The sequence below is a fragment of the Streptomyces sp. A2-16 genome (assembly GCF_018128905.1).
Classification (GTDB): domain Bacteria; phylum Actinomycetota; class Actinomycetes; order Streptomycetales; family Streptomycetaceae; genus Streptomyces.
Genome location: NZ_CP063808.1, coordinates 4,573,634 through 4,600,197 on the forward strand (window position 1 = coordinate 4,573,634; position 26,564 = coordinate 4,600,197).

General features: G+C 68.8%; 14 protein-coding genes and 3 pseudogenes. 8 read left to right on the plus strand and 9 right to left on the minus strand.

The features are described from left to right. The first annotated feature begins 592 nt into the window (after positions 1-592). Together IOD14_RS20540 and IOD14_RS20545 are read left to right on the plus strand one after the other, a co-directional pair. Complete coding sequence (locus tag IOD14_RS20540) at positions 593-7,486, plus strand: polymorphic toxin-type HINT domain-containing protein (RefSeq protein ID WP_212671052.1); 6,894 nt, start codon at positions 593-595, stop codon at positions 7,484-7,486. Then, the gene (locus IOD14_RS20545; RefSeq protein WP_212671053.1) at positions 7,487-7,831 is read left to right on the plus strand and encodes a hypothetical protein; all 345 of its coding nucleotides are present in this window, start codon (positions 7,487-7,489) and stop codon (positions 7,829-7,831) included. A gap of 64 nt (positions 7,832-7,895) precedes the next feature. Here the strand turns inward: IOD14_RS20545 and IOD14_RS20550 are convergent. Continuing rightward, a pseudogene (locus IOD14_RS20550) lies at positions 7,896-8,006 on the minus strand (IS5/IS1182 family transposase); the annotation flags it as partial. Between the two features lie 9 nt (positions 8,007-8,015). Beyond that, positions 8,016-8,833 (minus strand): IS5 family transposase gene (locus IOD14_RS20555; RefSeq protein WP_249125966.1). Its coding sequence is split into 2 segments (ribosomal slippage): positions 8,016-8,482 and positions 8,482-8,833, totalling 819 coding nucleotides; the frame shifts between segments, so codons are not numbered across the junction. 302 nt (positions 8,834-9,135) lie between these two features. Here IOD14_RS20555 and IOD14_RS20560 point away from each other — a divergent pair. From IOD14_RS20560 to IOD14_RS20570, 4 genes and pseudogenes are all read left to right on the plus strand, one after another. Further along, a pseudogene (locus IOD14_RS20560) lies at positions 9,136-9,663 on the plus strand (TerD family protein); the annotation flags it as partial. 461 nt (positions 9,664-10,124) lie between these two features. Further along, positions 10,125-10,907 (plus strand): hypothetical protein, encoded by a 783-nt coding sequence (locus IOD14_RS44365; RefSeq protein WP_249125991.1) that lies wholly within the window; start codon positions 10,125-10,127, stop codon positions 10,905-10,907. Further along, entirely contained in the window at positions 10,904-11,116 is a 213-nt protein-coding gene (locus IOD14_RS44370; RefSeq protein ID WP_249125992.1) for a hypothetical protein, read from the plus strand. The genes IOD14_RS44365 and IOD14_RS44370 overlap by 4 nt, the downstream gene beginning before the upstream one ends. Before the next feature lie 534 nt (positions 11,117-11,650). Next, entirely contained in the window at positions 11,651-13,621 is a 1,971-nt protein-coding gene (locus IOD14_RS20570) for a potassium transporter Kup (protein ID WP_212671054.1), read from the plus strand. Between the two features lie 52 nt (positions 13,622-13,673). Here the strand turns inward: IOD14_RS20570 and IOD14_RS20575 are convergent, their stop codons facing one another. The 6 genes and pseudogenes from IOD14_RS20575 to IOD14_RS20600 form a co-directional block, all read right to left on the minus strand. Further along, positions 13,674-14,192 carry a hypothetical protein gene (locus IOD14_RS20575; RefSeq protein ID WP_212671055.1) on the minus strand — a complete coding sequence of 173 codons (519 nt, stop codon included), beginning with the start codon at positions 14,190-14,192 and terminating at the stop codon, positions 13,674-13,676. A 105-nt stretch (positions 14,193-14,297) separates the two neighbouring features. Beyond that, complete coding sequence (locus tag IOD14_RS20580) at positions 14,298-16,250, minus strand: APC family permease (RefSeq protein ID WP_212671056.1); 1,953 nt, start codon at positions 16,248-16,250, stop codon at positions 14,298-14,300. A gap of 215 nt (positions 16,251-16,465) precedes the next feature. After that, the gene (locus IOD14_RS20585; protein ID WP_212671057.1) at positions 16,466-17,806 is read right to left on the minus strand and encodes an aminotransferase class I/II-fold pyridoxal phosphate-dependent enzyme; all 1,341 of its coding nucleotides are present in this window, start codon (positions 17,804-17,806) and stop codon (positions 16,466-16,468) included. A gap of 204 nt (positions 17,807-18,010) precedes the next feature. Next, a complete protein-coding gene (locus IOD14_RS20590) occupies positions 18,011-18,553 on the minus strand; it encodes a DUF1707 domain-containing protein (RefSeq protein ID WP_212671058.1) in 543 nt (180 codons plus the stop codon). Between the two features lie 220 nt (positions 18,554-18,773). After that, positions 18,774-19,589 (minus strand): SDR family NAD(P)-dependent oxidoreductase, encoded by an 816-nt coding sequence (locus IOD14_RS20595; protein ID WP_212671059.1) that lies wholly within the window; start codon positions 19,587-19,589, stop codon positions 18,774-18,776. Between the two features lie 349 nt (positions 19,590-19,938). Beyond that, a pseudogene (locus IOD14_RS20600) lies at positions 19,939-20,235 on the minus strand (potassium-transporting ATPase subunit B); the annotation flags it as partial. 388 nt (positions 20,236-20,623) lie between these two features. Between IOD14_RS20600 and IOD14_RS20605 the strand changes: the two are divergent. Continuing rightward, positions 20,624-22,036 carry a hypothetical protein gene (locus IOD14_RS20605; protein ID WP_212671060.1) on the plus strand — a complete coding sequence of 471 codons (1,413 nt, stop codon included), beginning with the start codon at positions 20,624-20,626 and terminating at the stop codon, positions 22,034-22,036. Here IOD14_RS20605 and IOD14_RS20610 read toward each other — a convergent pair. Beyond that, positions 22,033-23,610, minus strand: a complete 1,578-nt coding sequence (locus IOD14_RS20610) for a Na+/H+ antiporter (RefSeq protein ID WP_212671061.1) — start codon at positions 23,608-23,610, stop codon at positions 22,033-22,035. The two genes, IOD14_RS20605 and IOD14_RS20610, sit on opposite strands and share 4 nt — an antisense overlap. Before the next feature lie 237 nt (positions 23,611-23,847). Here IOD14_RS20610 and IOD14_RS20615 point away from each other — a divergent pair, with 237 nt between their 5' ends. Then, the gene (locus tag IOD14_RS20615) at positions 23,848-26,343 is read left to right on the plus strand and encodes an ATP-binding protein (RefSeq protein ID WP_212671062.1); all 2,496 of its coding nucleotides are present in this window, start codon (positions 23,848-23,850) and stop codon (positions 26,341-26,343) included. The last annotated feature ends 221 nt before the right edge of the window (positions 26,344-26,564 follow it).

The following is a 26,564-nucleotide window of genomic DNA, read 5'->3' on the forward strand; positions in this document are numbered from 1 at the left end:
TATGAGCAGTTGTGCCTGGTTAGGGGGTTCCTGTGATCCGGATCACATCATGAGCATGTCCGGTGCGGCCGCATCTGTAGCGCTTCATCGGCTCTTCACAGTTCGTTTTTACCGGCTCCTTATTCTTGGAGTTTGCGCATTCAGGTAATTCTTTGTCTGCGGACGAGCGATCACGCGGAGCGGCAATAGGCGCGTGAGCCCCATACGAGCGTCTGGCATTTCGGCATGTCGTCGTGGCGAGGGGTGGGTCGTGTCAGGTAGAGACGCGCGCAGAAACAGCACAACGGGTGTGGCGCGGAGTCGCCGTAGGGTCCGGCGGCTGCTCGTTGGGTCGGCGGCGGTCCTGGCGTGGTCCCTGAGTCTCAGCCTGGTCTTCGGTTCCACGGCGAGCGCGCTACCCGCGGCACAGCACCCGACGGCCGCCCTGCCCAAGGCAGACCTGGGCCACTCGGTCACGGGCCTGAAGTCCGTCTCGCCCAAGCGCGTACGCATCTCGGAAGCCACCCGGCACACCATCACACCGACTCAGATGTCATGGCCGACCGCCCACACCGGAACCCTCCACCTCAGCGCTCCTGCGCACACAGCCGGTATGGGCGCCAAGGCCACCGCCGCCGGAACCCCGGTCTGGGCCCAGGCCCTCGCTCCCAGAAAGGGCACCTACACCGGCCCCAAAGCGCTGGGAGTCTCCGTCAAGTCCCGTTCGCTCTCCGCCCGATTGGGCGTGTCCGGGCCGGTGTGGTCGCTTGCCCCCGCACAGGACGCCGGAGCTGCATCCTCGGACTCGGCCCGCGTGATGGTAGGTCTGGACTATGGCGCGTTCCGCCAAACCATCGGAGGTAACTACGCCTTCCGTCTGCACCTCGTGCAACTGCCCGCCTGCGCACTGACGACTCCTCAACTGGCCAAGTGCCGCAAGCAGACACCTCTGACCTCCCGCAACGACGCCAAGTCCGCGGCCATATCAGCAGCGATCACGCTTCCCACAGCCACTGCAGTCAAGCCTGCCTCTACGGGAGCCGGTCAGCCCAAGGCAGGGGCGGCAGTTGCGGCTGTCTACACGGGACCGTCCTCAACGGTCGCTGCCGCGCAAACGGCCTCGACCTCGGGCGCAGCCACGGTGATCGCGGCAACCGATTCGACGGGACAGGAGGGCGGGGCGGGGGGCAACTACGCCTCGACGCTGTCGTCGGCCGGCTCCTGGGGCCAGTCCGGATCGTCGGGTGACTTCACCTACACCTACAAGGTGGAATCGCCGGCCGCTTCGACATCGCTGGCACCGGACGCGTCGCTGTCGTACGACTCCGGCAGTGTCGACGGGAAGACCGCCAACACGCAGGCTCAGTCGTCCTGGGTGGGTGACGGGTGGGACACGCAAGACTCCTTCGTCTCACAGGAGTTCGCCCCCTGCTCCGATTCCCCGGAAGGCAGCGCCGGTTCGGTGACGACCACCGACGAGTGCTACGACGGTCCGGTCCTGACGATGTCGTTGAACGGCTCGTCGACGTCGATCGTCTACGACAAGAACACCTCCACCTACAAACTGGCCAGCGATGACGGTGCGACGGTCAGCAAGGTGACGGGCTCGTCGAATGGATCCGGTACATATGACACTTCGTACTGGGTGATCACGGAGCGGGACGGCACCAAGTACTACTTCGGCCGCAACCAGCTGCCCGGCTGGGCGTCCGGGAACGACACGACGAACTCGGTGGACTCCGAGCGGGTGTACGCCGCGCACTCCGGCGACCCCTGCTACAACTCCACGGCCACCAGCAGCTACTGCACCATGGCCTACAAGTGGCACCTCGACTACGTCACCACCGCCACCGGCGCGGCGATGGCCTACTACTACAAGCAGGACACCAACTACTACGGCGCCTACAACGGGGCCTCCGAGGTCAAGTACGTACGCGACTCCTACCTCACGCACATCGACTACGGCTTCACCACCGCCACCGGCCCCTACGGCACCATCCCCGACAAGATCGTCTACGGCACGTCGGTGCGCTGCACCTCCACCAGCACCAACTGCGGCAGCGCGGAAACCTCCTCCAACGCCGCCTACTACCCCGACGTCCCCTACGACCTGGTCTGCGCCACCGGAGCGACCTGCAGCGCCTACGGGCCGTCGTTCTTCTCCACCGTCCGTCTGACCTCGATCACCACACAGCAGTACTCCACCTCGACCAGCGGGTACGTGACGGTCGACTCCTACGCCCTGACGCAGACCGAGCCCAATACCGGGGATGCGACCAGCGCGACCTTGTGGCTGTCCTCCGTCCAGAGCACCGGATCGGACACCACCGCAGGCGGCTCGACCTCTGCGATTACCATGCCGCCGGTCAAGTTCGCGGGTTCGGCGCTGGAAAACCGGGTGAGCACGGCCACCTACCCGGGCTTGTTCCGCTACCGCATCACAGCGATCACCAACGAGATGGGCGGGGTCACCGGCGTCTCCTACACCCTGCCGACCGCCTGCTCGACCTCCGCCACACCGTCCTCGAACACCGCCTCCTGCTTCCCTGAGTACTGGACGCCCAGCGGCTACATCAGCCCGATGCTGGACTGGTTCAACAAGTACGCGGTGCAGGAAGTCCTGGAGACCGACACCTACGGCGGCTCGGCGACGAAGGAATCCGACTACGCCTACAGCGGCGCGGCCTGGCACTACGACGACGACGAGAACACCAAGCCGAAGTACCGCACCTACGGGCAATGGCGCGGCTACCAGCAGGTGACCACCACCACCGGCAACGGCTCCGGTGACGCCAAAACCAAGCAGGTCGACTCCTACTACCAAGGCATGGACGGAGACTGGCTCTCCTCCACCTCGACCCGCAGCATCTCGCTGACCGACTCCCAGGGCGGACACCACACCGACTCACCCCAACTCGCCGGACAGGTAATGGAGTCCACGTCCTACCTGGGCAACGGCGGTGGCGTCGACAGTTCCACGATCACCTCGTACTGGATCTCCGCGGCCACCGCCACCCGCACCCGCTCCGGGCTGCCGGACCTGACCGCCAACGCGATGGGCACGGCCGAAGTGTGGAGCCGCCAGCGGCTGACCGACGGCGGCACCACCAGCTGGCGCTACACCGAGGCCGACACCACCTACGACGCCACCCGCTCGGACGACGACTTCGGCCTGGCGACCTACGTCTACAAGCACACCGTGCCGGTCGACTCCCACTACGACCAGTGCACCGCCACCACCTATGCGCCAGCCAATACCGGCGCCAACCTCGTCGGCCTCGTCTCGTCCACGGAAGAGGACTCGGTCGCCTGCTCCGGCTTCACCGAAGGCTCTGTCGCCTCCGTGCCCGCCGGGCTGAACACCCTCGCAGCACCGGCCAGCGTCAACCGGCCCGACCAGGTCGTCTCCGCCACCCGCACGTTCTACGACGACGCGACCTTCTCCACCACGTTCCCGCAGTCCAGCGCCCCGACCATGGGCCTGGTCACCATGACCCGCACCGCCACCGACTATGGGGCGGGCGCGTTCACCTGGCGCACCACCGTGAAGAACACCTACGACAGCACCTACCATCGCCTGTCCGGCACCACCAACGGCAACGGCAACACCACCACGACCAGCTACACGGTCAACTCCGCCTATCTGACCACCGGACAGAGCGTCACCCAGCCGACCGTCGGTGGAGTCGCCCACACCAGCAGCTCGACATTCGACCCCGAGCGCGGGCTGACCCTGACGAGCACGGACGCCAACCATGTGGTGACGACCGTCCAGTACGACGCATTGGGCCGGGCGACCTCGGTGTGGAAGGACTCCCGCGCCACCACCTCGCTCGCCAACCTCACCTACGCCTACACCCTGACCAACAGCGCTGTTTCGGGTGTGGTGACCAACACTCTCAACGACAACAACGGCTACCTCACCTCGGTCAGCATCATCGACTCGCTGGGACGCGTTCGGCAGAGCCAGACCTACACCCCGCAGGGCGGCCGTCTCATCGACGACACCCTGTACGACTCTCGCGGCTGGACGGCGAAGAAGAACACCGACTACTGGGACTCTTCCACCACTCCCACGCTGTCGCTGAAATCGGTGGCCGACAACCAGGTCGCTGACCAGGACGTCTACACATACGACGGGCTCGGCCGGCCCATCTACGACACCTCCGAGAAAAACGGGGTCATCGTCTCCACCGCTACGACGGTCTACAACGGCGACGCCACCACTGTCATCCCGCCCACCGGGGGCGTCACCAAGACCACCCGCACCGATCCCCTTGGCCGCACCACCGAACTCGATGAATACACCGCCGCACCCACGCTGACCACACCGCTGAACAGCGCCACCGGCATCTTCTACCTCACCGGCGGCACCAGCAGCGCCACCACCTACGGCTACGACGGCCACGGTCACCAGGCCACCACCACCGACGCCAAGAACCAGGTGTGGAGCAACACCTACGACCTGGCCGGTGAGGTGACCACCAAGACCGACCCCACTGCCGGCACGACCTCGGACATGACCTACGACGCGGACGGAAACCTGCTGCAGAGCAAGGATGTCCGCGGCGTGTACGTCTCGTACACCTACGACGCCCTCGACCGGAAGACCGGCCAATACGCCGCAGCCGCCGCCAGCCAAGTCGCCTACAGTTCGACGAGTTCGCCCGGCAACCAGACGGCATCCTGGGTATACGACAACGCCAACACCGCGATCTCCGGCATGACCTACCCCGTCGGCCACGCAACCACCGCCACCTCGTACAGCGGCGGCTACGCCTACGTCCAACAGGCCGTGAACTTCGACGTCTTCGGCGAATCCCTCGGCGAAGAAACCATCATCCCCTCCGCCGCGCAGGGCACAGTCCTCGGCAAGACCTGGAAGATCACCCACGCTTACACCAGCGTCCTGGGCCTGCTGCGTTCCGACAGCTACACGCTTGGTGCCGGCCTGCCTGCCGAGACTGTCGGTTACGCCTACAACAACGAGGACGAACTCACCGGTCTGGCCTCCACCTCCTACAGCTACCTGCAAAGCGTCAGCTACAGCGCCTACAACCAGGTCGCTCAGGTCCAGCTCGGCTCCTCCACCTCCTATGCCACCGCCACCGACACCTACGACGCACATACCGGGAACCTGACCGACCAGCTCCTCACCCGCTCCACCACCACCCCGGCCAGCGTCGACGAAACCGCCTACAGCTACGACCTCGTCGGCAACATCACCCACCAGACCGAAACCCGCTCCGGCTCCAGCACCACGGCCGAGACCCAGTGCTACACCTACGACCCTCTCGACCGTCTCACCGATGCCTGGACCGCCACCGACAGCTGCGCCGCTGCCCCCACCAGCAGCAGTCACAGCACCGTTGGTGACGGCATCACCGGCGGCGCGTACTGGACCAGCTGGACCTACGACGCCATCGGTAATCGCCTCACCCAGACCCAGCACGCCATCTCCGGCACGGCCAGCGACACCGTCACCAACAACGTTTACTCCGCCAGCCAGCCCAACACCCTGACCAGCACAAGCACAACCGGCGGCACCACCGGCTCCACCAGCTACGTCTACGACGACGCCGGCAACACCCAAAACCGCCACACCAGCACCGGCGACCAAACTCTCGTCTGGAACAACGCCGAACAGCTGACCAGCGTCTCCAACAGCACCACCGGCACCACCACCAGCTACATCTACGACGCTGCCGGCAGCCTGCTCCTCCAGATCGACCCAAGCACCACCACGCTGTATCTGGGCAGCGAGCAGATCACCCTTGACAACTTCGCAGGCACGGCCACCGGAGTGCGCTACTACAGCGCCCCCGGCGGCGCCACCATCGTCCGCACCGGCACCGGCACCAACTACGGCTTCGAACTCGCCGCCGACCAGCACGGCACCAACAGCCTGTACCTCGACAACACCGCCCAGACCCCCACCTGGCGCCAGTTCGACCCCTACGGCACCCCCCGCGGCACCCCCGCAACCTGGGCGGACAACCGCACCTTCCTCAACAAAACCACCGACACCACCACCGGCCTCACCAACATTGGCGCCCGCGAATACGACCCCACCCTCGGCCGCTTCATCAGCCTCGACCCTCTCTTCGAAGCCACCAGCCCGCAAGAAATCGGCGGATACACCTACGCCGGCGACAATCCCGTCACCCAAAGCGACCCCAGCGGACTGTGCCAGGCCGACATCTGCGGCTATGGCGTCCCCAAGGGCAACGTCGTCGGCGGCAGAAGCGGCATCATCCGCAACGCCCCTATCGACCCTGAAAACATCAGCAGAGGGACCTGCCACCCCACCTGCGGACCAATCAAATACAACAACTGGGGCACGACAACCAAGAGCTCGGACTCGACCTCTGGTAGCGGAAGCCAAACAGTCACACGACCCAAGGGAAACGGCGAGTCGATCGCACTCGGCCAAGTCGCCGGCCTGGTTGACGTACTCACTCACGTAAGCGATGCGACACACCCATGGTGCTCAATTCTTTCGATCGGGTGTGGCCCAGACGCCAGTGCCGTTGACGGCTGGATGCAGGACCTCGGCGCAGACACTGACTCGCTTGACTATCAGGCTTCTAAGAAAACCGGCCAGGAAGCTGGCAATCTGATTGCCGGTGGAGAGCTCGGCGGAGAGCTCTTCGGGGAGGAGGGAGGGCTCCTCGGGGAGGAAGGCATCGGCTGCAGCTTCGCTCCCTCCACCGCGGTCCTGATGGCTCATGGCACAACCAAACCCATCAGCAAAATCAAGGTGGGCGACAAAGTCCAAGCCGCTAGCCCGAAAACCGGAAAGCACCAGGGCACCCGCACCGTCCAGCACGTCTGGATCAACCACGACCACGACCTACTCGATCTCACGGTTCGGACCAAGACCGGCCACGCTGCCACCCTCCACACCACTGCCAACCACCCCTTCTGGGACGACACCATCCACGCCTGGGTCCCGGCTGGCAGCCTTCGCAAGGGCGACTCGCTCAATACGGCCAGTAACCAGCACGTCGACGTAGTTGCCACACGCCTCACGCCGGGAACCGCAGACCGGTGGAACCTCACAGTCCAGCAACTCCACACGTATTATGTGATGGCTGGATCGACACCGATCTTGGTTCACAACAGCGCTGGAGACCTGTGCCCGACTTCCGCTCTCAAGGGCGATGAGCCAGGCACGGCAGACCGTTTGCGAGCGGATCCGCAATTTACTGGTGGGGATCTTCACGGCTATGTGGACACGAACGCGCCTGATTACGTCGATTCGTATGGTCGAACATATGATGCGGTTGGCGGACCGACCGCTTGGTCACGAGGGAACATGCAGCAGATGTTGGGTTCTATCCGGTCCCACCTCTACCACAAGACCGGAATGAATTTCACCGTTCTTGATCTGACGGGAGCGTCGAGTGGGCAGATTGACACTGTATTCGAGCATCTTGACAAATGGGATGCGGATCCTGGACTGAAGCCCACGAGTAAGCTCCTCATCCTTGGAGATAGCTACTAAATGTCTGCGGTAATTGTTTTCACCGAAGGTGACCCGTGGTTCATCAATTCACGCAATTGGAGCGTTATTCTCGAGCGCATCATGGGCACAGTTCAGCCCGCAGACCGGGACTCCTTCGATTGGTTCCTGAATGAAACTGGGCTTGATTTCCCGTCAGTTGAACCGGATGGTCGAAGTTCGGTGGCCCGGTTGGTTCTATCAGTCGTGGAACAGTTGCAGGTGGAACTTTCGATCAAGCCTGAGGGGGGTGCGGTGGCAAATAGCCCGTATTACGGAGACCTGGTGTCGAAGTTGAGAAATGAGATCAATGTTAACTCGGGTGACGGGAGCGCTCTTGATGGGTGAGGGCTGTCCTGTAAATAATCTTGCATCGGGTCAGGGCGCGGCTGACTGCCATGGGGCCTCTCGGCTATCCGGCGAGCTTGAGGTTGTGTAGGTGGGCGATGCCGAGCATCGCGTGATGGGCGCCATCGCCTTCGAGTCGGCAATACCGCAGGATCGCCCAGCACTTCGTGCGGGCTAACTGGCCCTAACAAAGCCTCTGGACGTGTCGGTGGGTGATCAGGCAGACGGCGAGGCCGAGGAAAGCTTCGTGGATGTCGTCGCGCCGTTCCCAGCGGATGCGCAGGCGGCGGAAGCCGTGCAGCCAGGAGATGGTGCGCTCGACGACCCACCGGAACGTGCCCAGGCCGGTGCCGTGAGGCTGGCCCCGTTCGGCGATCGCGGGCCGGATGCCGCGTTCACGCAGGAGCCGGCGGTACTTGTCGTGGTCGTAGCCGCGGTCCGCGAAGAGCATGTCGGGCCGCCTGCGTGGCCGGCCCACTACTCCCGCCACCGCCGGGATCTTGTCCAGCAGGGGCAGCAGTTGGGTGACGTCGTTGCGGTTTCCGCCGGTCAGCGACACGGCGAGCGGGATGCCCTGGCCGTCGGTGAGGACGTGGTGCTTGCTGCCCGGCCGTGCGCGGTCGACCGGGCTGGGTCCGCTTTTGGGCCCCTGCGTGCGGCCCGGACATGGGAGGAATCGATCACCGCCCGGGACCAGTCCAGCTGGTTCTTCGACCGCAGCCTGTTCAGCAGCAGCTGATGTAGCTGGTCCCACACGCCGGCCTCGTTCCAGGCCGCCAGGCGCCGCCAGCAGGTCATGCCCGAGCCGAAGCCCAGCTCCTGGGGCAGGTACTCCCACTGGATGCCGGTGTGCAGGACGAACAAGATGCCGCACAAGGCCTGCCGGTCGGGCACTCGCGGCCGTCCCTCGACCTGCTTGGGCGGTGGCTCGGGCAGCAACGGTTCGATGAGCGACCACAGTTCGTCCGACACGATCCACGGCCGCGACTGACGCTTCCCCATGACCACATCAACGAGCGATCAAGCCGACAGTCACATGATCAACTCGCTTTTGTTAGAGCCAGTAAGAGGAGCTCAATGGGGCGCGGACCTGTTTGCGAGAGGTGTTGGGTGCCTTCTCTTGCCAGGACGGCAACTCTTCACCTTTACGGAGGCAGTGCGGCATCACGAGACCGGTGCCCGGATAGCAGCCGTCCGTGGTCACCGTGTTGCCGGCTGTGTCTTTCGCACCGAACTCCGCCCACGTCTTGCGGTCGTTGCGGTTGACCTCGCCCGCCCGAGACGCGGCAGGAAACCGGCCGGACGCGGCGGCGGTCCTCGTCCGAGGTGCCGTCCTCGATCTGCCTGACACTCGCACGGCCTGGACGGTGTCCGCCGCGTGGCGTCAGCAGACCTCGTGTGACTTGGATGTCGTCGCCTTCGCGGTCGACGCGGGCGAACAGGTGGCTGGAGACGAGGACTTCGTTTTCTACGGCGCGCCCGAGCATCCCGATGGGACCGTACGGCTCGCCATGGACGGTCCGACGGAGCAGGCCGTCACCGCCGACCTGGAGCGGCTGCCCTTGGAGGTCCGCCGGGTCGTCATCGCTGCCGCGATCGACGGCGCCGCGACCTTCGCCGATGTCGGGGACGTAGAGATCACCGCCGTCCGCGGGATCGGCGCGGCCCCGACCGCGCGGGCCACCCTGGATGCCGCCACCACGGAGCGCACCATGATCCTCGCCGAGCTTTACCGGCGAGGAGAGGGCTGGCGGCTGCGTGCCATCGGACAGGGTTACGACCACGGCCTCGCGGACCTCGCTCGCGGCTACGGTGTCGATGTCGCGGAATAGCCGACAGGTCTCTCTGGCGGAGCCGGGCTCTCAAGGGCCTATCACCCGTACGTGTCATTGCAGAGGGCGTTGGGGCGGTGTGGGCTGCTCTCATGCATCGCTGGTCTCCCCTGAACGAACGGCAGCACACACTTCTCCGTCGACTTGCCGACGGAGAGGACTCCGGAGACTGGGAGCCGGGTGGGTGGCGGTCGGCCTATGCGTTGCGTGATCGAGGGTTGTTGGCGATCCGGCGTGGCGAAGACGGAGCGCATCTACAGGTCACCGAGGCAGGGACGTTCTATCTGCGGAACGGCCACCACCCGGAGCATCCCGTGCACGCAAAGCGTGCGGCTGCGGGCGCGACAGGCGGCAAGCCATCGACTGGTCCGACTCCATGCAGCGAGCGCCCCGTCGCTCGTGCGCGACGCGCGAAGGCGACTGAACTCGTCGAACGACTCGTGGCCGAAGGGCGCGTGATCGTGAGTGACCCCGACGAGGACGAGATCACGGAGTGGCGGCGCGCCATCAACTATGCCAAGCGGCACGGTCTGGAACCCCAGGGCAAGCGCATCGAGAAGACGAGTTACAGCCGGAGCGGATTCGAGATGTTCTTGGCGACCGGCCCGCACGTCAACTCCCGGGGGCAGGCGCCCAGCGACGCGCCGCAGGTCCAGGTCCCGGTCCAATTGCGCTCGCCGCACCCGGTGGTTATAGCCCTCCGGGACGAGGAGCGACTGACCATGCCATCCACTCTTCGCCGACGCACGCTGCTTCTTCTGCAGGGCCTGGTTGGCGAGGCCGTGCGACGTGGGTACGAAGTTAGGGGCAGTCCGGCTCGCTCATGGCGTGCGGGCGAAGTGAACGTGGTCGTCGGCGACTTCGCCTGCACGGTCACGATTCAGCAGGAGTTCCCCCAGTCCGATAACCCGGAACGCTCCGGGAGACTCGTGATCGAGCTTCCCTACAACCGGTCTGGTCGTCAACGGCGCTGGGGCGATCGCAAGCGGTGGGTCGTGGAGGACGCGCTAGGCGCGGTCCTTAGAGAGATCGAGGCCCGCGCCGTGGAGGAGGCGCAGCGCAGGGTGGACGAGGCGCAAGCCGAGGCGGACCGCGAGGTCCGGTGGAAAGAGGCCATGACGAATGCGAGGGAGCACAGGCTGTGCAGGCCCAGTTCGCCGAAGTGCTCCGTGAGCAGGCCGGCGACTGGCGCGAAGCGATGCTGCTGCGGGCCTATTGCGACGCAGTGGAGCGCCGACTCGTGAGCCTTGAGGAAGCGGACAACATTGACGCGGAAGGGGAGAGGCGGTGGCTGGACTGGGCTCGACGGTACGTCGAGGCCCGCGACCCGCTCAGCCGACTACCGGTCATGCCGAACCACCGCGAACCGACGCCGGACGACCTCAAGCCGTACCTGAAGGGCTGGAGCCCATACGGCCCCGAGCCGCGCCGCTTCGGCTGGGATTCTCCTTGAGAGCGTCCGTTCGGCCGACCTCTGTTCTGGCCCGTCGTGACGCTCGTTTGACGCTCCGGGGACCGAAGGGGCCTTCCAATTGCGTGGCAAATAGCCGCTGACCTGCGCTGATGCATGCCTCCTCGCCAGCCGACATCTTTCCGATGACGTCGCACGTGGAGTGCGTGGCGATTTTGGAGCCTGGCGCAAAGGGGCTCTGACCTGCGACTTTCTTGGCTTTCCATATGTGGTCTGTGGTGCTCGACCTGTTTCCCGAAGCACACGACGTCAAATTCGCCCGATGCTCATCATCCACCGCTGACCTGGTGTTTTGCGAGTCAGGCGAAGGCAGCCTCTGCGGCTTCGTCGGTCCAGCCTGGGGTTACGGCGCGTGGTCTTGACGCTCGGTCGACGCTCGTTCTGACGGATTGTCAGTGAGGAAACATGCTTCGGACGAGCAGGCGCCCCCTGCGGACGATTGCGCTAGTGCATCGGTAGTGTCCGCTCCGACGCACCGGGCCTGCGGCACCGCGGTCCGCGAGGAGGAGGATCACCATGGCCGATCGTGGGCACGAGGTCGCGGGAAACGAGGTATCCGCGGCGCCGCCACCTCAGTCTCGTCCGGCGAGCGCGCGGGACGCGGTGCGGCTCGCCGTGGTGATCGGTGCGCTCGGTGTGGTCTTCGGCGACATCGGGACCAGCCCGATCTACACCCTCCAGACGGTGTTCAACCCGAGTGACCCGCATCCCGTGCCGGTGACCACGGACAACGTGTACGGGGTGGTGTCGCTGGTGTTCTGGGCGGTGATGGTCATCGTCACGGTCACCTACGTGCTCCTGGCGATGCGCGCCGACAACGACGGCGAGGGCGGCATCATGGCGCTGATCACCCTGCTACGGCGGTGGAGTTCACAACGCGGGCGTCGGGCCACCGTCGTACTGGCCGGACTCGGCATCTTCGGCGCGTCGCTGTTCTTCGGCGACAGCATGATCACTCCGGCGATCTCGGTGCTGTCCGCGGTCGAAGGGCTCAAGGTCGTCGAGCCCTCGCTGGGCAGCGCGGTCGTGCCGATCACCGCGGTGATCATCGTGGTGCTGTTCCTGGTGCAGCGCCGGGGAACCGCGGCGGTGGGCCGGGTGTTCGGGCCGGTCATGATCCTCTGGTTCACGGCCATCGGCACGTGCGGCGTCGTCGGCATCGCCGACCACCCGGGCATCCTCAGGGCGCTGTCACCGACGTACGCGCTGGGCTTTCTGTTCGGACACTGGGGTACGGCCTTCTTCGCGCTGGCCGCGATCGTGCTGGCGGTCACCGGCGCCGAGGCGCTGTACGCCGACATGGGGCACTTCGGCCGCCGGGCGATCACCCGGGGCTGGCTCTTCCTCGTGTTGCCCGCCTGCGTCCTGAGCTACCTGGGCCAGGGCGCGCTGATCCTCGACGATCCGGACAACATCAGCAGCCCGTTCTTCCTGCTCGTGCCCGACTGGGGACGCTGGCCGATGGTCCTCCTGGCGACGGCGGCGACCGTGATCGCCTCCCAGGCGGTGATCACCGGCGCGTACTCGGTCGCCTCCCAAGCTGCCCAGCTGGGCTACCTGCCGAGGCTGCGCATCGCGCACACCTCCGAATCCACCATCGGCCAGATCTACGTCCCCTGGATCAACTGGCTCCTGATGGTCTCGGTCCTCACCCTGGTCTTCGCCTTCCGCAGCTCCGCGGCGCTGGCCTACGCGTTCGGCATGGCGGTCACCGGCACCATCACCATCACCACCCTGCTCTTCTTCTACGTCGCCCGCGCCAAGTGGGGTACGCCCCGCTGGCTGCTCGGCATCGGCGGGGGCCTGCTCCTTCTGATCGACCTGCTGTTCGTGGCGGCCAACATGACCAAGCTCGTCCACGGCGCGTGGCTGCCGCTGCTGATCGGCCTCACCGCGTTCACGGTCATGACGACCTGGCAGCGCGGCCGCGAACTCGTCACCGAGGAACGAGCACGCCAGGAAGGGCCGCTGCCCGAGTTCATCGACCACCTCCGCACAGGACAGGAGCCGACGCTCCTGGCGCCCGGCACGGCCGTCTTCCTGAACCGGGACAAGGAGACCGCGCCCCTGGCCATGCGGGCCAACGTCGAACACAACCACGTGCGGCACGAGCAGGTCGTGATCCTGTCCATCGGTACCGAGCCAGTGCCTCGCGTCCCGGCCGACCGACGGATCGTTGTCGACGACCTCGGGTACGGCGACGACGGGATCATCCACGTCACCGCCCGGTTCGGCTACATGGAGACGCCGGACGTGCCCGGCACACTGGCCATGCTCGACCCGGCCGATACCGAAGGGCCGCTGCAACTCGACCAGGCGTCCTACTTCCTGTCCAAGATCGAGCTCCGGCGCGGGAAGGCCCCGACGATGGCGCCCTGGCGCAAGCGGCTGTTCATCGCCACCTCCTACATCACCGCCGACGCCGCCGAGTACTTCAGCCTGCCCCGCGACCGCACGGTCATCATGGGATCGCACATCGAGGTGTAGGCGTCCCTGCCGTCGGAGGGCCCCACTCGGTCACCGGAATCTGCAGACCGGGTCAGGACAGTCCCGACTCCCGGAGCACCGCCCGTGCCGTCTCGTCGTCGATGCGGCGGCCCAGGCGGTCGAGGACGTCCGCTCCGTGGCGGAGCGTTCCGCGTTCCAGGGAGCGGCGGACGCCCGTGTCGAGCTCGTGCCAGAGCAGGGGGTTGGCGGCGAGGGTGCGTGCGTCGAGCTCCAACGTGTGGCCGTGGACGTCCCGCAGGACCAGGTGGGAGGAGACGCCGTCGTGCTGCCGTACGGCGGTCAGCGCGTCCGTGCGGACGACGAGCCTGCGCCAGGGGGTGCGCACCGCCAGCCAGCCGGGGCCCGCGCTCACCCGCGGCGGCAGCAGCACGGCGCACACCGTGGCTGACAGGGTGACCCAGAGCAGGGCGCGCAGAGGTGTCAGGCTTCCGGCATCCCAGTCGACCAGGAGATCCATGGCGCAGAAGATCAGCGCGCAGCCGACCGCGAACCGGGCGCTGTCACGCCAGTGGCGGTCGCCTGCCGCGGCCGCCGGCCCGTTGCGTTCCATGCCCCCGACGCTAGGCGGCCGTAGGGCGGTCGGCTGCCGACACTGACGGGGTCCTGACGCCGTACGGGTGAGTATTGACGGCATCCTGACGGGGGCGCCGGAGGTTCAGCCGGTGTGCACCCGCGGGCGGCGTGCCCGGTCCGGTTCCGCCTCGCGCAGGACCTCGCGGGTGACCGGGGCCACCTCGCCCTGCCCGAAGAGGAAGAAGCGCAGGAAGTTGGCGAACGGGCCGCCCTCGGTCCACTCGAAGTAGATGTGCGGGGTGCAGCCCGTCTCGTCGCGGACGTGGAGCAGGAGGGCGGCGAGCGCGTTGGGGACGGACGAGGACTCCAGGGTCAGGACGCGGTAGCGGTCGTGCAGGACCTCGCCGCGGACCGTCAGGCTTGCCTCGAACTCGGAGGGGTCGGTGACCGTGACCTCGACGAAGACGAAGTCCTCCTGCTCCGGCATGTCGTTGTCGGCGCGGATCTGCTCGATCTTGTCGCGGTACTCGGCCTTGTCGCGCTGGTCGGGCTCGTTGGCGATGAAGCGGATCTTGCGGCTGGCGATGTCCCTGATGAATCGTTCCGCCATGTCGTCCAGCTCAACGTGCGTGACGCGCAGCTCGAAGGCGCGGGCCAGGCGGGAGAGGAGGGAGACAAGGATGATGCCGGCGATGAAGCAGGCGCCGATCTTGACGCCGTCGGGGCGTTCGATGACGTTGACGACGGTGACGTAGAGGAAGACCACCGAGATGGCCCCGAAGCCGACGGTCCAGTTCCGCTGGCCGGCCTTGTGGGCGGCGATGGTCACCGCGACCGCGGCCGAGCTGATGAGGACGAGGACGCCGGTGGCGTAGGCGCCGCCCTGGGCGTCGACGTCGGCGTCGAAGATCCAGGTGACCAGGAAGCCGATGAGGGTGAAGACGATGACCATGGGGCGGACGGCGCGGGCCCAGTGCGGGGCCATGCCGTAGCGGGGGAGGTAGCGCGGCATGAGGTTGAGCAGGCCGGCCATCGCGGAGGCGCCGGCGAACCACAGGATGGCGATGGTGGAGATGTCGTAGAGCGTGCCGAAGGCGCCGCCGAGGTATTCGTGGGCGAGATAGGCGAGGGCGCGTCCGTTGGCCGGGCCGCCGGACTCGAAGTCCTTCTCCGGGATCAGGAGGGTGGTGATGAAGCTGGTGGCGATCAGGAAGACGCTCATGATGACCGCGGCGGCCGTCAGGAGCTTTTTGGTGTCCCGGATGCGGCCCTTGGGGCTTTCCTCCGTGTCGCTGTCGTCGCCCTTCACGTGGGGCATGACCGCGACGCCGGTCTCGAAGCCGGACAGGCCGAGCGCGAGCTTCGGGAAGACGATGAGGGCCACGCCGATCATCACGAAGATGTTGCCGTGTTCGGCGGTCAGGGCGCTGGACCAGTCGGTGACGACGTGGCCCGCGGTGATGATGTGCCAGAAGCCGACGATCACGACGACGACGTTCAGGGCGAGGTAGAGGCCCACCAGGACGACCGCGACGCCGATCGCCTCCAGGAAGCCCTTGAGGAACACCGCGCCGAGCAGGGCGACCAGGACGAGGGTGATCAGCATCTGCTGGTCGTGCAGGGCGCTGTTCAGGTGCGGGTTCTCGACCAGGTGGGTGGAGGCGTCGGCGGCGGAGAGGGTGATGGTGATCAGGAAGTCGGTGGCGGCGAAGCCCAGCAGGGTCAGGACGAAGAGCTTGCCCTTCCAGAAGGACAGCAGCCGCTCCAGCATCGCGATCGAGCCCTCTCCGTGCGGGCTCTCCTCGGCGACCCGGCGGTAGACGGGCAGGGCGCCGGCCAGGGTCACGATCACCAGGACGATGGTGGCGATCGGGGAGAGCAGGCCGGCTGCCAGGGCCGCGATGCCCGGCTGGTAGCCGAGGGTGGAGAAGTAGTCGACACCGGTCAGGCACATCACCCGGTACCACCGCTCGCCCTTGTGTGCGGGCTTCGGTTCGGCGTGGGGGCCCGTGTGGCCACCCGCCCTGCCCATCTCGGACAGGCCCTGCAGCATCCACGCGCGCAGCCGCTGCGGAGGGCGTTCGGTGGTGACCATCGGAGGGCTCCTGGTGCGCGGCTCGGTGAGGGGTTCGGGCCATCACACGGACGGCGGCACCAGCGTAAGCAGAGAGTGACGCATGGGCCCACGGGAGCGTGCTCCGAACGCGTCAAGACTCCGTTAAGGGCGGCGGGTGTACTCCACTTGTCCCGCACCTCGGCCGAGCGGAGGTCCTTGGCGAGGGTTCCGCCCGGCCGGGGTGCGCCCCGGGGTCAGCGGGCCGGGGCTGTGGCCTGTCGGGCCTCGCGGATGCAGGTGTCGAGGATGCCGATCGCGGTGTCGACGTCGTCGTCGGTGTGGTCCGCCATGGTCTGGAGACGGAAGCGGGCCGCGTCGGAGGCGACGGCCGGCTGTTCGACGAGGTGGGCGATGAGGCCGGCGCGGGCGATGAGGCCCGAGGCCGTGCGGCCGGTCGGGGTGTCGCCGATGAGGACGGGTACGACCGGGCAGACGACGTCGCCCATGACCTCCAGGCCCCGTGCCGTCAGTCCTTCCCTCAGCCGGGTCGCGACCCTGGCGACGGCCGCCCGGCGTCGCGCGCCCTCCGGCGAGGTCACGACACCCAGGGCCGCGAGGGCGGCGGCGGTCTGTACGGGGGTGATGGCGCTGGAGAAGGTCTGCGGACCGCCGAACATGCGCACGTACTCCCGCGCGGAGGCGGACGGCGTGGCCAGGAAGCCGCCGGTGGTGGCGAAGGTCTTGGAGAAGGCGCCGACGACGAAGTCGACCTGGCCGAGGATCCCGTGGACCTCCAGCTGGCCGCCCCCGCTCTCGCCCGTGGCGCCGAAGTCGTGGGCGACGTCGACCATCAGCTGGGCGCCGTACTCGCGGCAGATGCCGAGGAGTTCGGCGAGCTGCGGGGTGTCGGAGTCCATGGAGAAGACGCCCTCGGTGACGACGAGGACGGCGTTCTTGGTGTCGGTGGCGCGGATGTCCGTCAGATGGCGGCGGACGGCCTCGTTGTCGAGGTGCCGGAAGAACTCGACGGTGGCTCCGCTGGCGGCGGCGCCCTGGCGCAGGGAGTCGTGGGAGAGCTTGTCGAGCAGGATGTGGTCGCGGCGGTGCATCAGGGCCCGGATGGTGCCGAAGCCCGACGCCCAGCCGGTGGGGAAGAGCGCCACGTGGTCGGTGCGCAGGGCCTCGGCCAGTCCGGCTTCCAGGGCCTTGCTGATCGGGTTGGCGCCGCCGAGGGCGGGGGAGCCGGCGGTGATCGGGCCGTAGGCGCGCAGGGCCTGGTGCGCGGCGTCGAGGACCGCGGGGTGGCCGGTGAGGGAGAGGTAGTCCTGGCCGCCGAAGTTGGGGCCGTGGGTGATCACACCGGTGTCGGACACGGCGGTCGCCCGGGTGGTCAGGGCCGTGTCGTAGCGGCGGAAGTAGGGCCACAGGTCGGCCTGTTCGCGGTCCCGCTGCCAGGCGAGGTAGGCGTCGTTGCGGGTGGTGAGATCGGGGCCGGACACCGTGCGGAACCGCATGATGTCCTTCTCCCGGGCATCGGCCAGCCGGCCGTCGTCCGGCCCTGCCTGAGTGGGGGTGGCGGGCACAGTGATGGTCATGTCGTGCGTCTTCTCCTGTGATGGGGGAGGTCCGGGACCTTGTCGACCGGGCGGGTCTCGCCGGGGCGGTGGGCCTGCGGTGACGCTATGACGCAGAGGGCAAAGAACGGGTCTGCCCTGATGTGTTCTTGATCGGCAGAGAGTGTTTTCTGACGCCGGGTTGACGTCGGGTCAGCGCCGGGGCGGCATCCTGCGGGGGATGCGCTACGACCGCCGCTCGACGACCTTCGCGTGTACGAGTGTTCCGACGAGCTCGATGCGCAGGCGCGGGTCGGCGGTGGAGTTCCTGGAGCGGAGCTTGATCTTGGAGTAGGTGAGGCCGAGCCCGCCGGTGTCGATCACCAGGTCCCGCGCGCCTGCGAAGATCAGCTTGCCGTGCGTCATGTCCGCCTCGATGCGCAGGACGTCCGAGGTGATCGCCGCGTGGGTGAAGTCGAAGGTGACCCGGCACAGTTGTGTGCGCAGGGCGATGCGTGCGGGTACCGTCCAGCGGCCCTCCCGTACGTACTTGCCGCCGTGTTGCTCGACGACGAGTACGTCTGAGCCTTTGACGAGGGAGGGCGGGATCGGCAGGTCGGCGGTGAGCCCGGCCAACTCGCCGAGCGTCCGGGCCGAGAGCGCGCTCTCCAGCCGCGCGTCGAGTTCCTCGGCGTCGAGCCGGCCGTCACCGGCGGCGACCCGCAGCACCTCCACGACGTGGTCGCGGTCCTCGTGCGATGCCCGCATGTCCGGGAGGTCGTTCGACATGGCCGACACGTTAGCGGCACCGCGCGACGGCCACCAGGTACGACGACCGGGGGCGGGCGACCGGGGATTCGCTGTTCCCCGTCGCCCGCCCCTGCGGTCCGTGGTGCTCCGTCAGCTCTGGCCGGCCCTGCGGCCGTGGTTGGCCTTCTTCTTCCGGCGGGCCCTCTTCTCGCGGGCGTGCTTCGACATGAACGTCAGCTCCTCCGCCGGTGAAGGGCCTTCAAACGGTGCGGTCGACCAGCAGGTCCGCCAGTTTGTTGAGGCGCCTGACGGTGCGGTCCTCCGTCGCGGCCGGGGCCGGGTCGACGCGCTCGTCGCGGTCGTAGTAGGCGCCGTTGACGATCTCGACGGCCGGGTCGCACAGCCGCACCACGTGGGCGGCGCCCTCGGTGGGGGAGACGCCCTCGTGGGAGTACAGGGGGAGCAGCGCGGTGTCGCACACGCCCGGGTGCACCGAGACCGCGGTGACACGCGGGTCGGCGGCGAAGACCGTGAGCGCCAGCTGCGACTGGGCGTAGGCGGCGAGCCGGGAATAGCGGCGGGCGCGGGCACGGTTGGGGTCGGACCACTGGATGGAGGCCGTGCGGTGCAGGGCCGAGGACACGTTGACGACCCGGCCGCCCGGGTCGCTCGTCAGGGCCGGCTCCAGCAGGCAGGTCAGCAGGTAGTGGGCGAGGAAGTTGACCTGGAAGGCGATCTCGTTGCCGTCGGCGGTGACCGTGTGCCGCTCCGGGGCGGCCATGCCCGCGTTGTTGACGAGCGCGTCGAGGTGCGGGTGTTCGGTGATCACCTTGCCGGCGAGGGTCTCGACCTCGTCGAGGCGGGTGAAGTCGGCACCGTACGTGCACAGTCGGCCGGCGTCGACGCCCGCGGTGGCGATGAGGCGGTCGGCGGCGGCGCGGGCCTCCTCGGTGGTGCGGCCGTGGAGCAGCACGGTGGCGCCGCGCTCGGCGAGCTGCCGGGCGGTCTCGTGGCCGATGCCGGAGGTGGCGCCGGTGACGAGCACGGTACGGGACGAAAAGGTGGTGTCGGACATGTTCCTATCCGGGGTTGAGGCCCGCGGCCCACCGCCCTGGCAAGGGGGCGGTGTCAGGTGCGGGAGTGAAAGACAAGGAAGGGGGCGCCGTGTGGCTTCACGGCGCCCCGGGGGATGCGGAACGCGTCAGCGGGACACGGACGCGGGTGTTTCCGCACAGCGCGGCGCACGACGGGGCGGCCGAGCGGAACTCGGGGGCCGGTCGAAGAGAAGCCAGGCGCTGTTCACGTCATCCATGGAAGCCGTGGCGCACGGCCGGGGCAAGCTTGGAGCGTCTTCTCTGACGGGGCTCTGACGTGTGTGTGACGTGCGCATACGGGGCCTTGACGGGGAGCCGGGCGGGCCCGGTTCAGCCGAGGCCGGGCACGCGCGAGATCAGCAGGTCGATCAGCTTGATGCCGACGAACGGCAGGACCAGCCCGCCGAGCCAGTACAGCAGCAGGTTGCGGCGCAGCAGGTCATGGGCGGATGCGGGCGTGTAGCGCACGCCGCGCAGGGCGAGCGGGATCAGCGCCACGATGATCACGGCGTTGAAGATGATCGCCGAGGTGACGGCGGAGGTCGTGCTGTGCAGGCCCATGACGTTCAGTGACTCCAGGCCCGGATAGGCGCCCGCGAACATCGCCGGGATTATCGCGAAGTACTTCAACGGCCCCGGCGGCGGACCTTCCAGGAACCTGTCCGCGACGGATGGCCGAACAACCCTGCTCAGCAAGGAATTTGCGGCCTTCATACGGGTCCGGCGTGCACACCGTCAAGAGCCCGTCAAACAACCCCGGCGTGCCGTCAGAAGGCCGTCAACGACGCCCGCACCTGGCCGGATCCGGTCGCAGACTGAGCGGCAACGGCGGGACGGACGACCGTCCGTCGCGTGACGGGGAGGCACCGTGACCATCACGGCCGGTACATCGCACAGACCTCAGCCGGAGGTCGGCGCGCGGCCGCCGGTCACCCCGCTCGGGGGCAGCCCCGGACCGCGGCGGCGAGGGAAGCCGTGGACGGGCGGTCCGGGACGCCGCCCGAGACAGCGGGCCGTGGCCGCGCGGGCCGCTCTGCGCCGTCGCTACTGGGCCACCGTGCCCGCGCGGCTGCGCCTCCTGCGCGCGGCCACGGTCCTGCTCACCGGCGCACTCGCCGCCCTGCTCCTGGCGGCGGGGCTCACCACCCTGGGCACCTGGAACAGCGTCGCAGGTCACGACGCGCCCCGCACCACCAGCGCGGCCGACCTCGACCTGGCCCTCAACGACATGGACGCCCAGGCCGCCAACATCCTGCTGTCCAACGGCGACGCGGGACAGGGCCGACTGCGGACGCCGTACGCCAAGGCCGTCGGCTACTACAGCGAGGCCCGGCGCGAGATCGGGCACGATCTGAGCGCCCTCGCCGTCGCCGCGCAGGGCAGCCGGTCCGACGAGAGGACGGTGGAGTCGCTGACCGACGGCTTCGCCGAGTACCAGGAGCTGATCGGCCGGGCCCTGGAGAACGCCGGCCACCGCGGCGGCAAGGCAGGCGCCCTCGCCGACTACCGTCGCGCGACCGACCTGCTGCGCACGCGACTCCTGCCCGCCGCAAGCACGCTGGTGGCCTCGAACGACGCGGCCTTCGACGCCGAGTATGCCTCGGCGCGCTCCGGCCTGGGCACCCAGCTCACCGCCGTCCTCACCCTCGGCGTGCTGCTGCTGACCGCGCTCGGCGTCCTCCAGTGGTACCTGGCCCGCCGCTTCAGGCGCGTCCTCAACCCCGCGGTGCTGGCCGCCACCGTCTGCGCGCTGCTCGCCGTGATCCTCGGGACGCAGATGCTGTCCGCCTCCGCCGACGACCTGCGCGTGGCCCGGCACGACGCCTTCGACTCCGTGGTCGCCCTCGACCGCGCCCGCGCCATCGCCTACGACGCCAACGCCGACGAGAGCCGCTACCTCCTCGACCCGCGGCGCCGGGGGCAGTACGCGGACGCGTTCCTCGCCAAGTCCCAGCAGCTGTACGGCGTCAAGGGCGCGACTCTCCCGACGTACGACTCCCGGCTCGCCACCACCTGGCAGGCGTACGAGACCGACCACCACGACCTGCGCTTCACCGGCGAGTTCCGCCGCGAGCTGGACAACATCACCTTCCCCGGCGAGCGGGCGGCGGCCGAGAAGACGGTGCGGACCTACGCCGTCTACCAGCGCGACGACCGGAAGATCCGCGCGCTGCTGGCGGCCGGGAAGGAACAGGAGGCGGTGGAGTTCTGCATGGGGTGGGCGGCGGGCACGTCCAACGCGCACTTCGGGGCGTGGATGGCCGCGCTGGACGAGGTGGCGGGCATCAACCGCGCCCACTTCACGTCGTCCGTCGGTGCGGGCAGGTCGACGGTGGGCGGCCTTCTTCCGTGCGCTTGCGGGTTCCTGGGGGCTGCCGCTCTGCTGACCCTGCTCGGGTTGCGCCCCCGGCTGGCGGAGTTCCGTTAGGCGTCCGCCAGCCGGGCCTCCTCCAGGTCGAGGGAGCGCTGCAGTCTGCGGCGCGTGGTGTCGCTGATGGTGTGGGCGTCGTACAGGCGCTGCAGTTCGGTGCCCTCGACGAGGATCAGGTCCCGGCGGAGCTGGCGGTAGACCCGGTCGGCCGACTCGGTCGCCGCGCCGTTGCTCCCGTTCTGCTCGGCGAGGCGGTCGCGGGCGTCGTCCAGGCGGGCGCTGAGACCACGGCGGAGCCGGTCCAGGACGACCTCGGGCACGACCTCCAGTTCCGCGAGCTCCTCGAGGTGGGCCAGGCCCGCGTGGGCGAGGCGGGAGCGGGCCTCGGCCTCCTCGCGCGCCGTGTGCGCGGGCTCCAGGGCGAGGCCGGAGCGGCGGACGACCGGGGCGAGGGTGAAGCCCTGCACGACGAGGGTGACGACCACGACCGACGTGGTCAGGACCAGGACCAGCGGCCGGTCGGCCAGCGGGGCGCCGTCCTGCATGAGCTCCGGGATGGACAGGGCGGCGGCCAGCGGCATCACCCCGCGGGTGCCGGCCCACGTCAGCACCATCGGCACCCGCCAGTTCACCCGGTCCAGGCCGCCCTTGCGCTGCACGACCGCGGACAGGGGCGCGAGCCACAGCATGCGGACGGCGACGAGGGTGGCGGCGACGGCGAGGGCGTACAGCGGCCAGGCGCGGTCGCCGTCGTCCAGGGCCCGCACCTGGGCCGGGAGCGCCAGTCCGATGAGGCTGAAGACCACGCTCTCCAGGAGGAACACGACGGTGCCGTACACGGCGTGCAGCTGGAGGCGGATGCGGGCGTCGGTGAGGCGGTCGCCGCGCCCGCCGAGGACCACGCCCGCCACCACGCAGGACGTGACTCCGGAGGTGTGCGCGATCTCCGCCAGGAGGTAGGCGGCGTACGGGGTGACCAGAGCGATCACCGTCTCCAGCACCGGGTCCGCGGTACGGCGCCGGATCAGCGCGACGACTGCGGCGACCGCGGCCCCGATCATCGTGCCGCCGCCCGCGAGCACCAGGAACTCGGCCCCTGCCGCACCCCAGTTGGCGGCGGCGGACGCCACGGCGATGCCTGCGGCCACCCGCACGAGCACCAGCGAGGTCGCGTCGTTGAACAGGCTCTCCGCCTGGACCAGGACCTGCACGCGGGGCGGCAGGGCGAGTCGGCGGCCGAGCGCGGTCACCGCCACCGGGTCGGTGCTGGCCAGGATCGCGCCCAGCACGAACGCCATCTGCCAGGACAGGGGAGTGAGCAGCGCGGCCACCGCGGCCACGGCCGCGGCGGAGGCCAGCACCAGGCCGATGGCGAGGATCCCGACCGGTCTCCACACCGCGCGCAGCTCCCGCCAGGGCATGTCCTCCGCGCTGGCGTACAGCAAGGGCGGCAGCACGACGAGGCCGATGATCTCGGGGCTGATCTCGATCTGAGGGGTGCCCGGCAGCAGCGCCACGCCGAGACCGGCGACCACGAGGAGAGAAGGGGCGGGTATGCGCCACCGGCGCGCGAAGGTGGCCACCACCGTGGCGAGGACCACGAGGGCGAGAACCGTCCCGACGCCGCGCATGCCGTCTCCCCGGACTCACGAGGGGAACCGCCTTGGCTCCCCTGCCGACCAGACTTCCCGGCACACCGCCCTCACCCTATCCGGTGCAGGTCACGTCAAGACAGTGTCAAGGTCTTCGGGACCGGCGCCAAGGAAGCGCTAACAGGCGTCCCACCGGGCTCGCGGAAGGGCTTGCTTAGGAGCAGCCTCCTTCATGAGAGGGGGAGTTGAGCCAGTGAGCGGAGCGCGTCGGCGGCGATGAGTGACGTACGGCCCGGACGACTTAAGGTGTACCTCGGGGCGGCTCCGGGGGTCGGCAAGACCTACCGGATGCTCGACGAGGGGCGGCGCCGTGCCGCCCGCGGGGCGGATGTGGTGGTGGGGTTCGCGGAGTGCCACGGGCGCCCGCACACGGAGGCGATGCTCGACGGCCTGGAGGTCGTCGCCCGCGCCCCCTGCAGCTATCGCGGCGGCCGCTTCCAGGAGATGGACCTGGCCGCGGTCCTCGCCCGCCGCCCGCAGGTCGTGATCGTCGACGAGTTCGCCCACAGCAACGTCCCCGGTGAGGGCCGCAACCCCAAACGCTGGCAGGACATCGAGATCCTGCTCGACGCGGGCGTCGACGTCATCACCGCCCTCAACATCCAGCACCTGGAGTCCCTCAACGACGTGGTCGAGAAGATCACCGGGGTGCCGCAGCACGAGACCGTGCCCGACGAGGTCGTACGGCGGGCCCACCAGGTCGAGCTGGTGGACATGCCGCCCGAAGGACTGCGGCGCCGGCTGGCGCACGGCAACATCTACGCCCCGGAGAAGGTCGACGCGGCGCTCGCCAACTACTTCCGGCCGGGCAACCTCACCGCCCTGCGACAGCTGGCGCTGCTGTGGACGGCCGACCGGGTCGACGAGGCGCTCCAGGAATACCGCTCGCAGCACGGCATCGGCCGGGTGTGGGAGACCCGGGAGCGGGTGGTGGTCGCGCTGACCGGCGGCCCGGAGGGCGACACCCTGATCCGGCGGGCGGCCCGGATCGCCGACCGGTCCGCGGGCGGCGACCTGCTGGCCGTGCACGTGGCCCGCAGCGACGGCCTCGCGGCCGGGGTCTCGCACGCTTCCCTGGCCCGGCAGCGGCGGCTGGTGGAGGACCTGGGCGGCAGTTATCACTCGGTGGTCGGTGACGACGTCGCCGCGACCCTGGTGGAGTTCGCCCGCGCGGAGAACGCCACGCAGCTGGTGCTGGGCACGAGCCGCCGCGGTCGGCTGGCACGGTTCCTGACCGGGCCCGGCACGGGTGAGACCGTGACCGAGCTGTCCGGTGACATCGACGTCCACCGGGTCACGCACGAGCGGGCCGGGCGCGGCACCCTGCTGCCGTCGCGGCGGCGCACCCTGTCGACGGCCCGGCTGATCGCCGGTCCGGTGGCCGGACTGGTGCTGCCGGTTCTGCTCACGGTCGTCCTGGCCCAGCTGCGCGGCACCCTGAACCTGACCAGCGAGGCCCTGCTGTTCCTGCTCGCCGTGGTGGGCGTGGCCTGCATAGGAGGAGTCACCTCCGCGGTGATCGCGTCGGTGACCGCGTCCCTGCTGCTCAACTACTGGTTCATCCCGCCCATCGGCCAGTTCACGCTGGACGATCCGAACGCCCTGCTGGCCCTGGCGGTGTTCGCGGTCGTAGCGGCCACCGTGGCCGCGGTCGTGGACCGGTCCCTGCGTCTGTCGCGCCGTTCCGCCCGCGCGACGGCCGAGGCGGAGACCATGTCGTCGCTGGCGGGCAGCATCGTGCGGGGCGAGGCGACGATCCCGGCCCTGCTGGAGCGGACCCGGGAGACCTTCGGCATGGAGTCGGCGGATCTGGTGGAGGAGCCTCCCGACGCGCCCGGTGTGACGGCCGTTCCGGCGGGTCCCGGTGCCTTCCTCGCCCTGCGCGGTCGCACCCTGTCGTCCTCCGAGCGACGGGTGCTGGCCGCCTTCGCCGCGCACGTCGGCTCCGCCGTGGAGCGGTCCCGGCTCGCCGAGGCCGCCGCCGAGGTCGAGCCGGTGAAGGCCGCCGACCGGCTGCGCACGGCACTGCTGCGGGCCGTCGGCCACGACCTGCGCACCCCCCTGGCGGCAGGCTGGGCCGCCGTCACCTCGCTGCGCAGCCGGGACGTCGAGTTCTCGGCGGAGGACCGGGACGAACTCCTCGCCACCGCCGACGAGTCCATGGCCCGGCTCAACCGCCTGGTGGAGAACCTCCTCGACCTCAGCCGCCTGGAGGCCGGAGCCCTCACGCTGAACCTGCGCCCGACCTCCCTGGAGGAGGTCCTGCCCATGGCACTGACGGACGTCTCCGCCGTGGACGTTGCGGACGTGGAGGAGATCCCGGCGGTGCTCGCCGACCCGCCGCTGCTGGAACGGGTGATCGCCAACCTCGCCGGCAACGCCGACCGCCACACCCCGCCCGGGAAGAAGGTGCTGGTCACCGCCAGTGCCCTGGCCGGCCGGGTCGAACTGAGGGTCGTGGACCGGGGACCCGGTCTGCCCGCCGACGGCCGGGAACGGCTCTTCGAGCCCTTCCAGCGGCTCGGCGACACCGACAACACCACCGGACTCGGCCTCGGACTGGCCCTCGCGCGGGGCCTGACCGAGGCGATGAACGGCACCCTCACCCCCGAGGACACTCCGGGCGGCGGTCTCACCATGGTCGTGTCGCTACCGCTCGCCGCACAGAACGCGGGTGCCGAACCGACGGAGCAGAGTGTGGGAGGTGCGTGACGAGCACGGTGACCAGTGCAGGGAAACCGCGCAGGGGCTGGACCCGACACCACCCGGAACCTGGCCGCCGCGCGACCGGTTCCCCTTGACTGCAGGCACCGTCGGCCCCTTCCTGGGGCTCCGCGCACACCACCCGGAGGTCATCACGGACGCGGCCCACTCCGCACACATTCACCGCATGACAGCGGCCACTGCCTCGGCCGCCTCAGGCTCACCCCGGG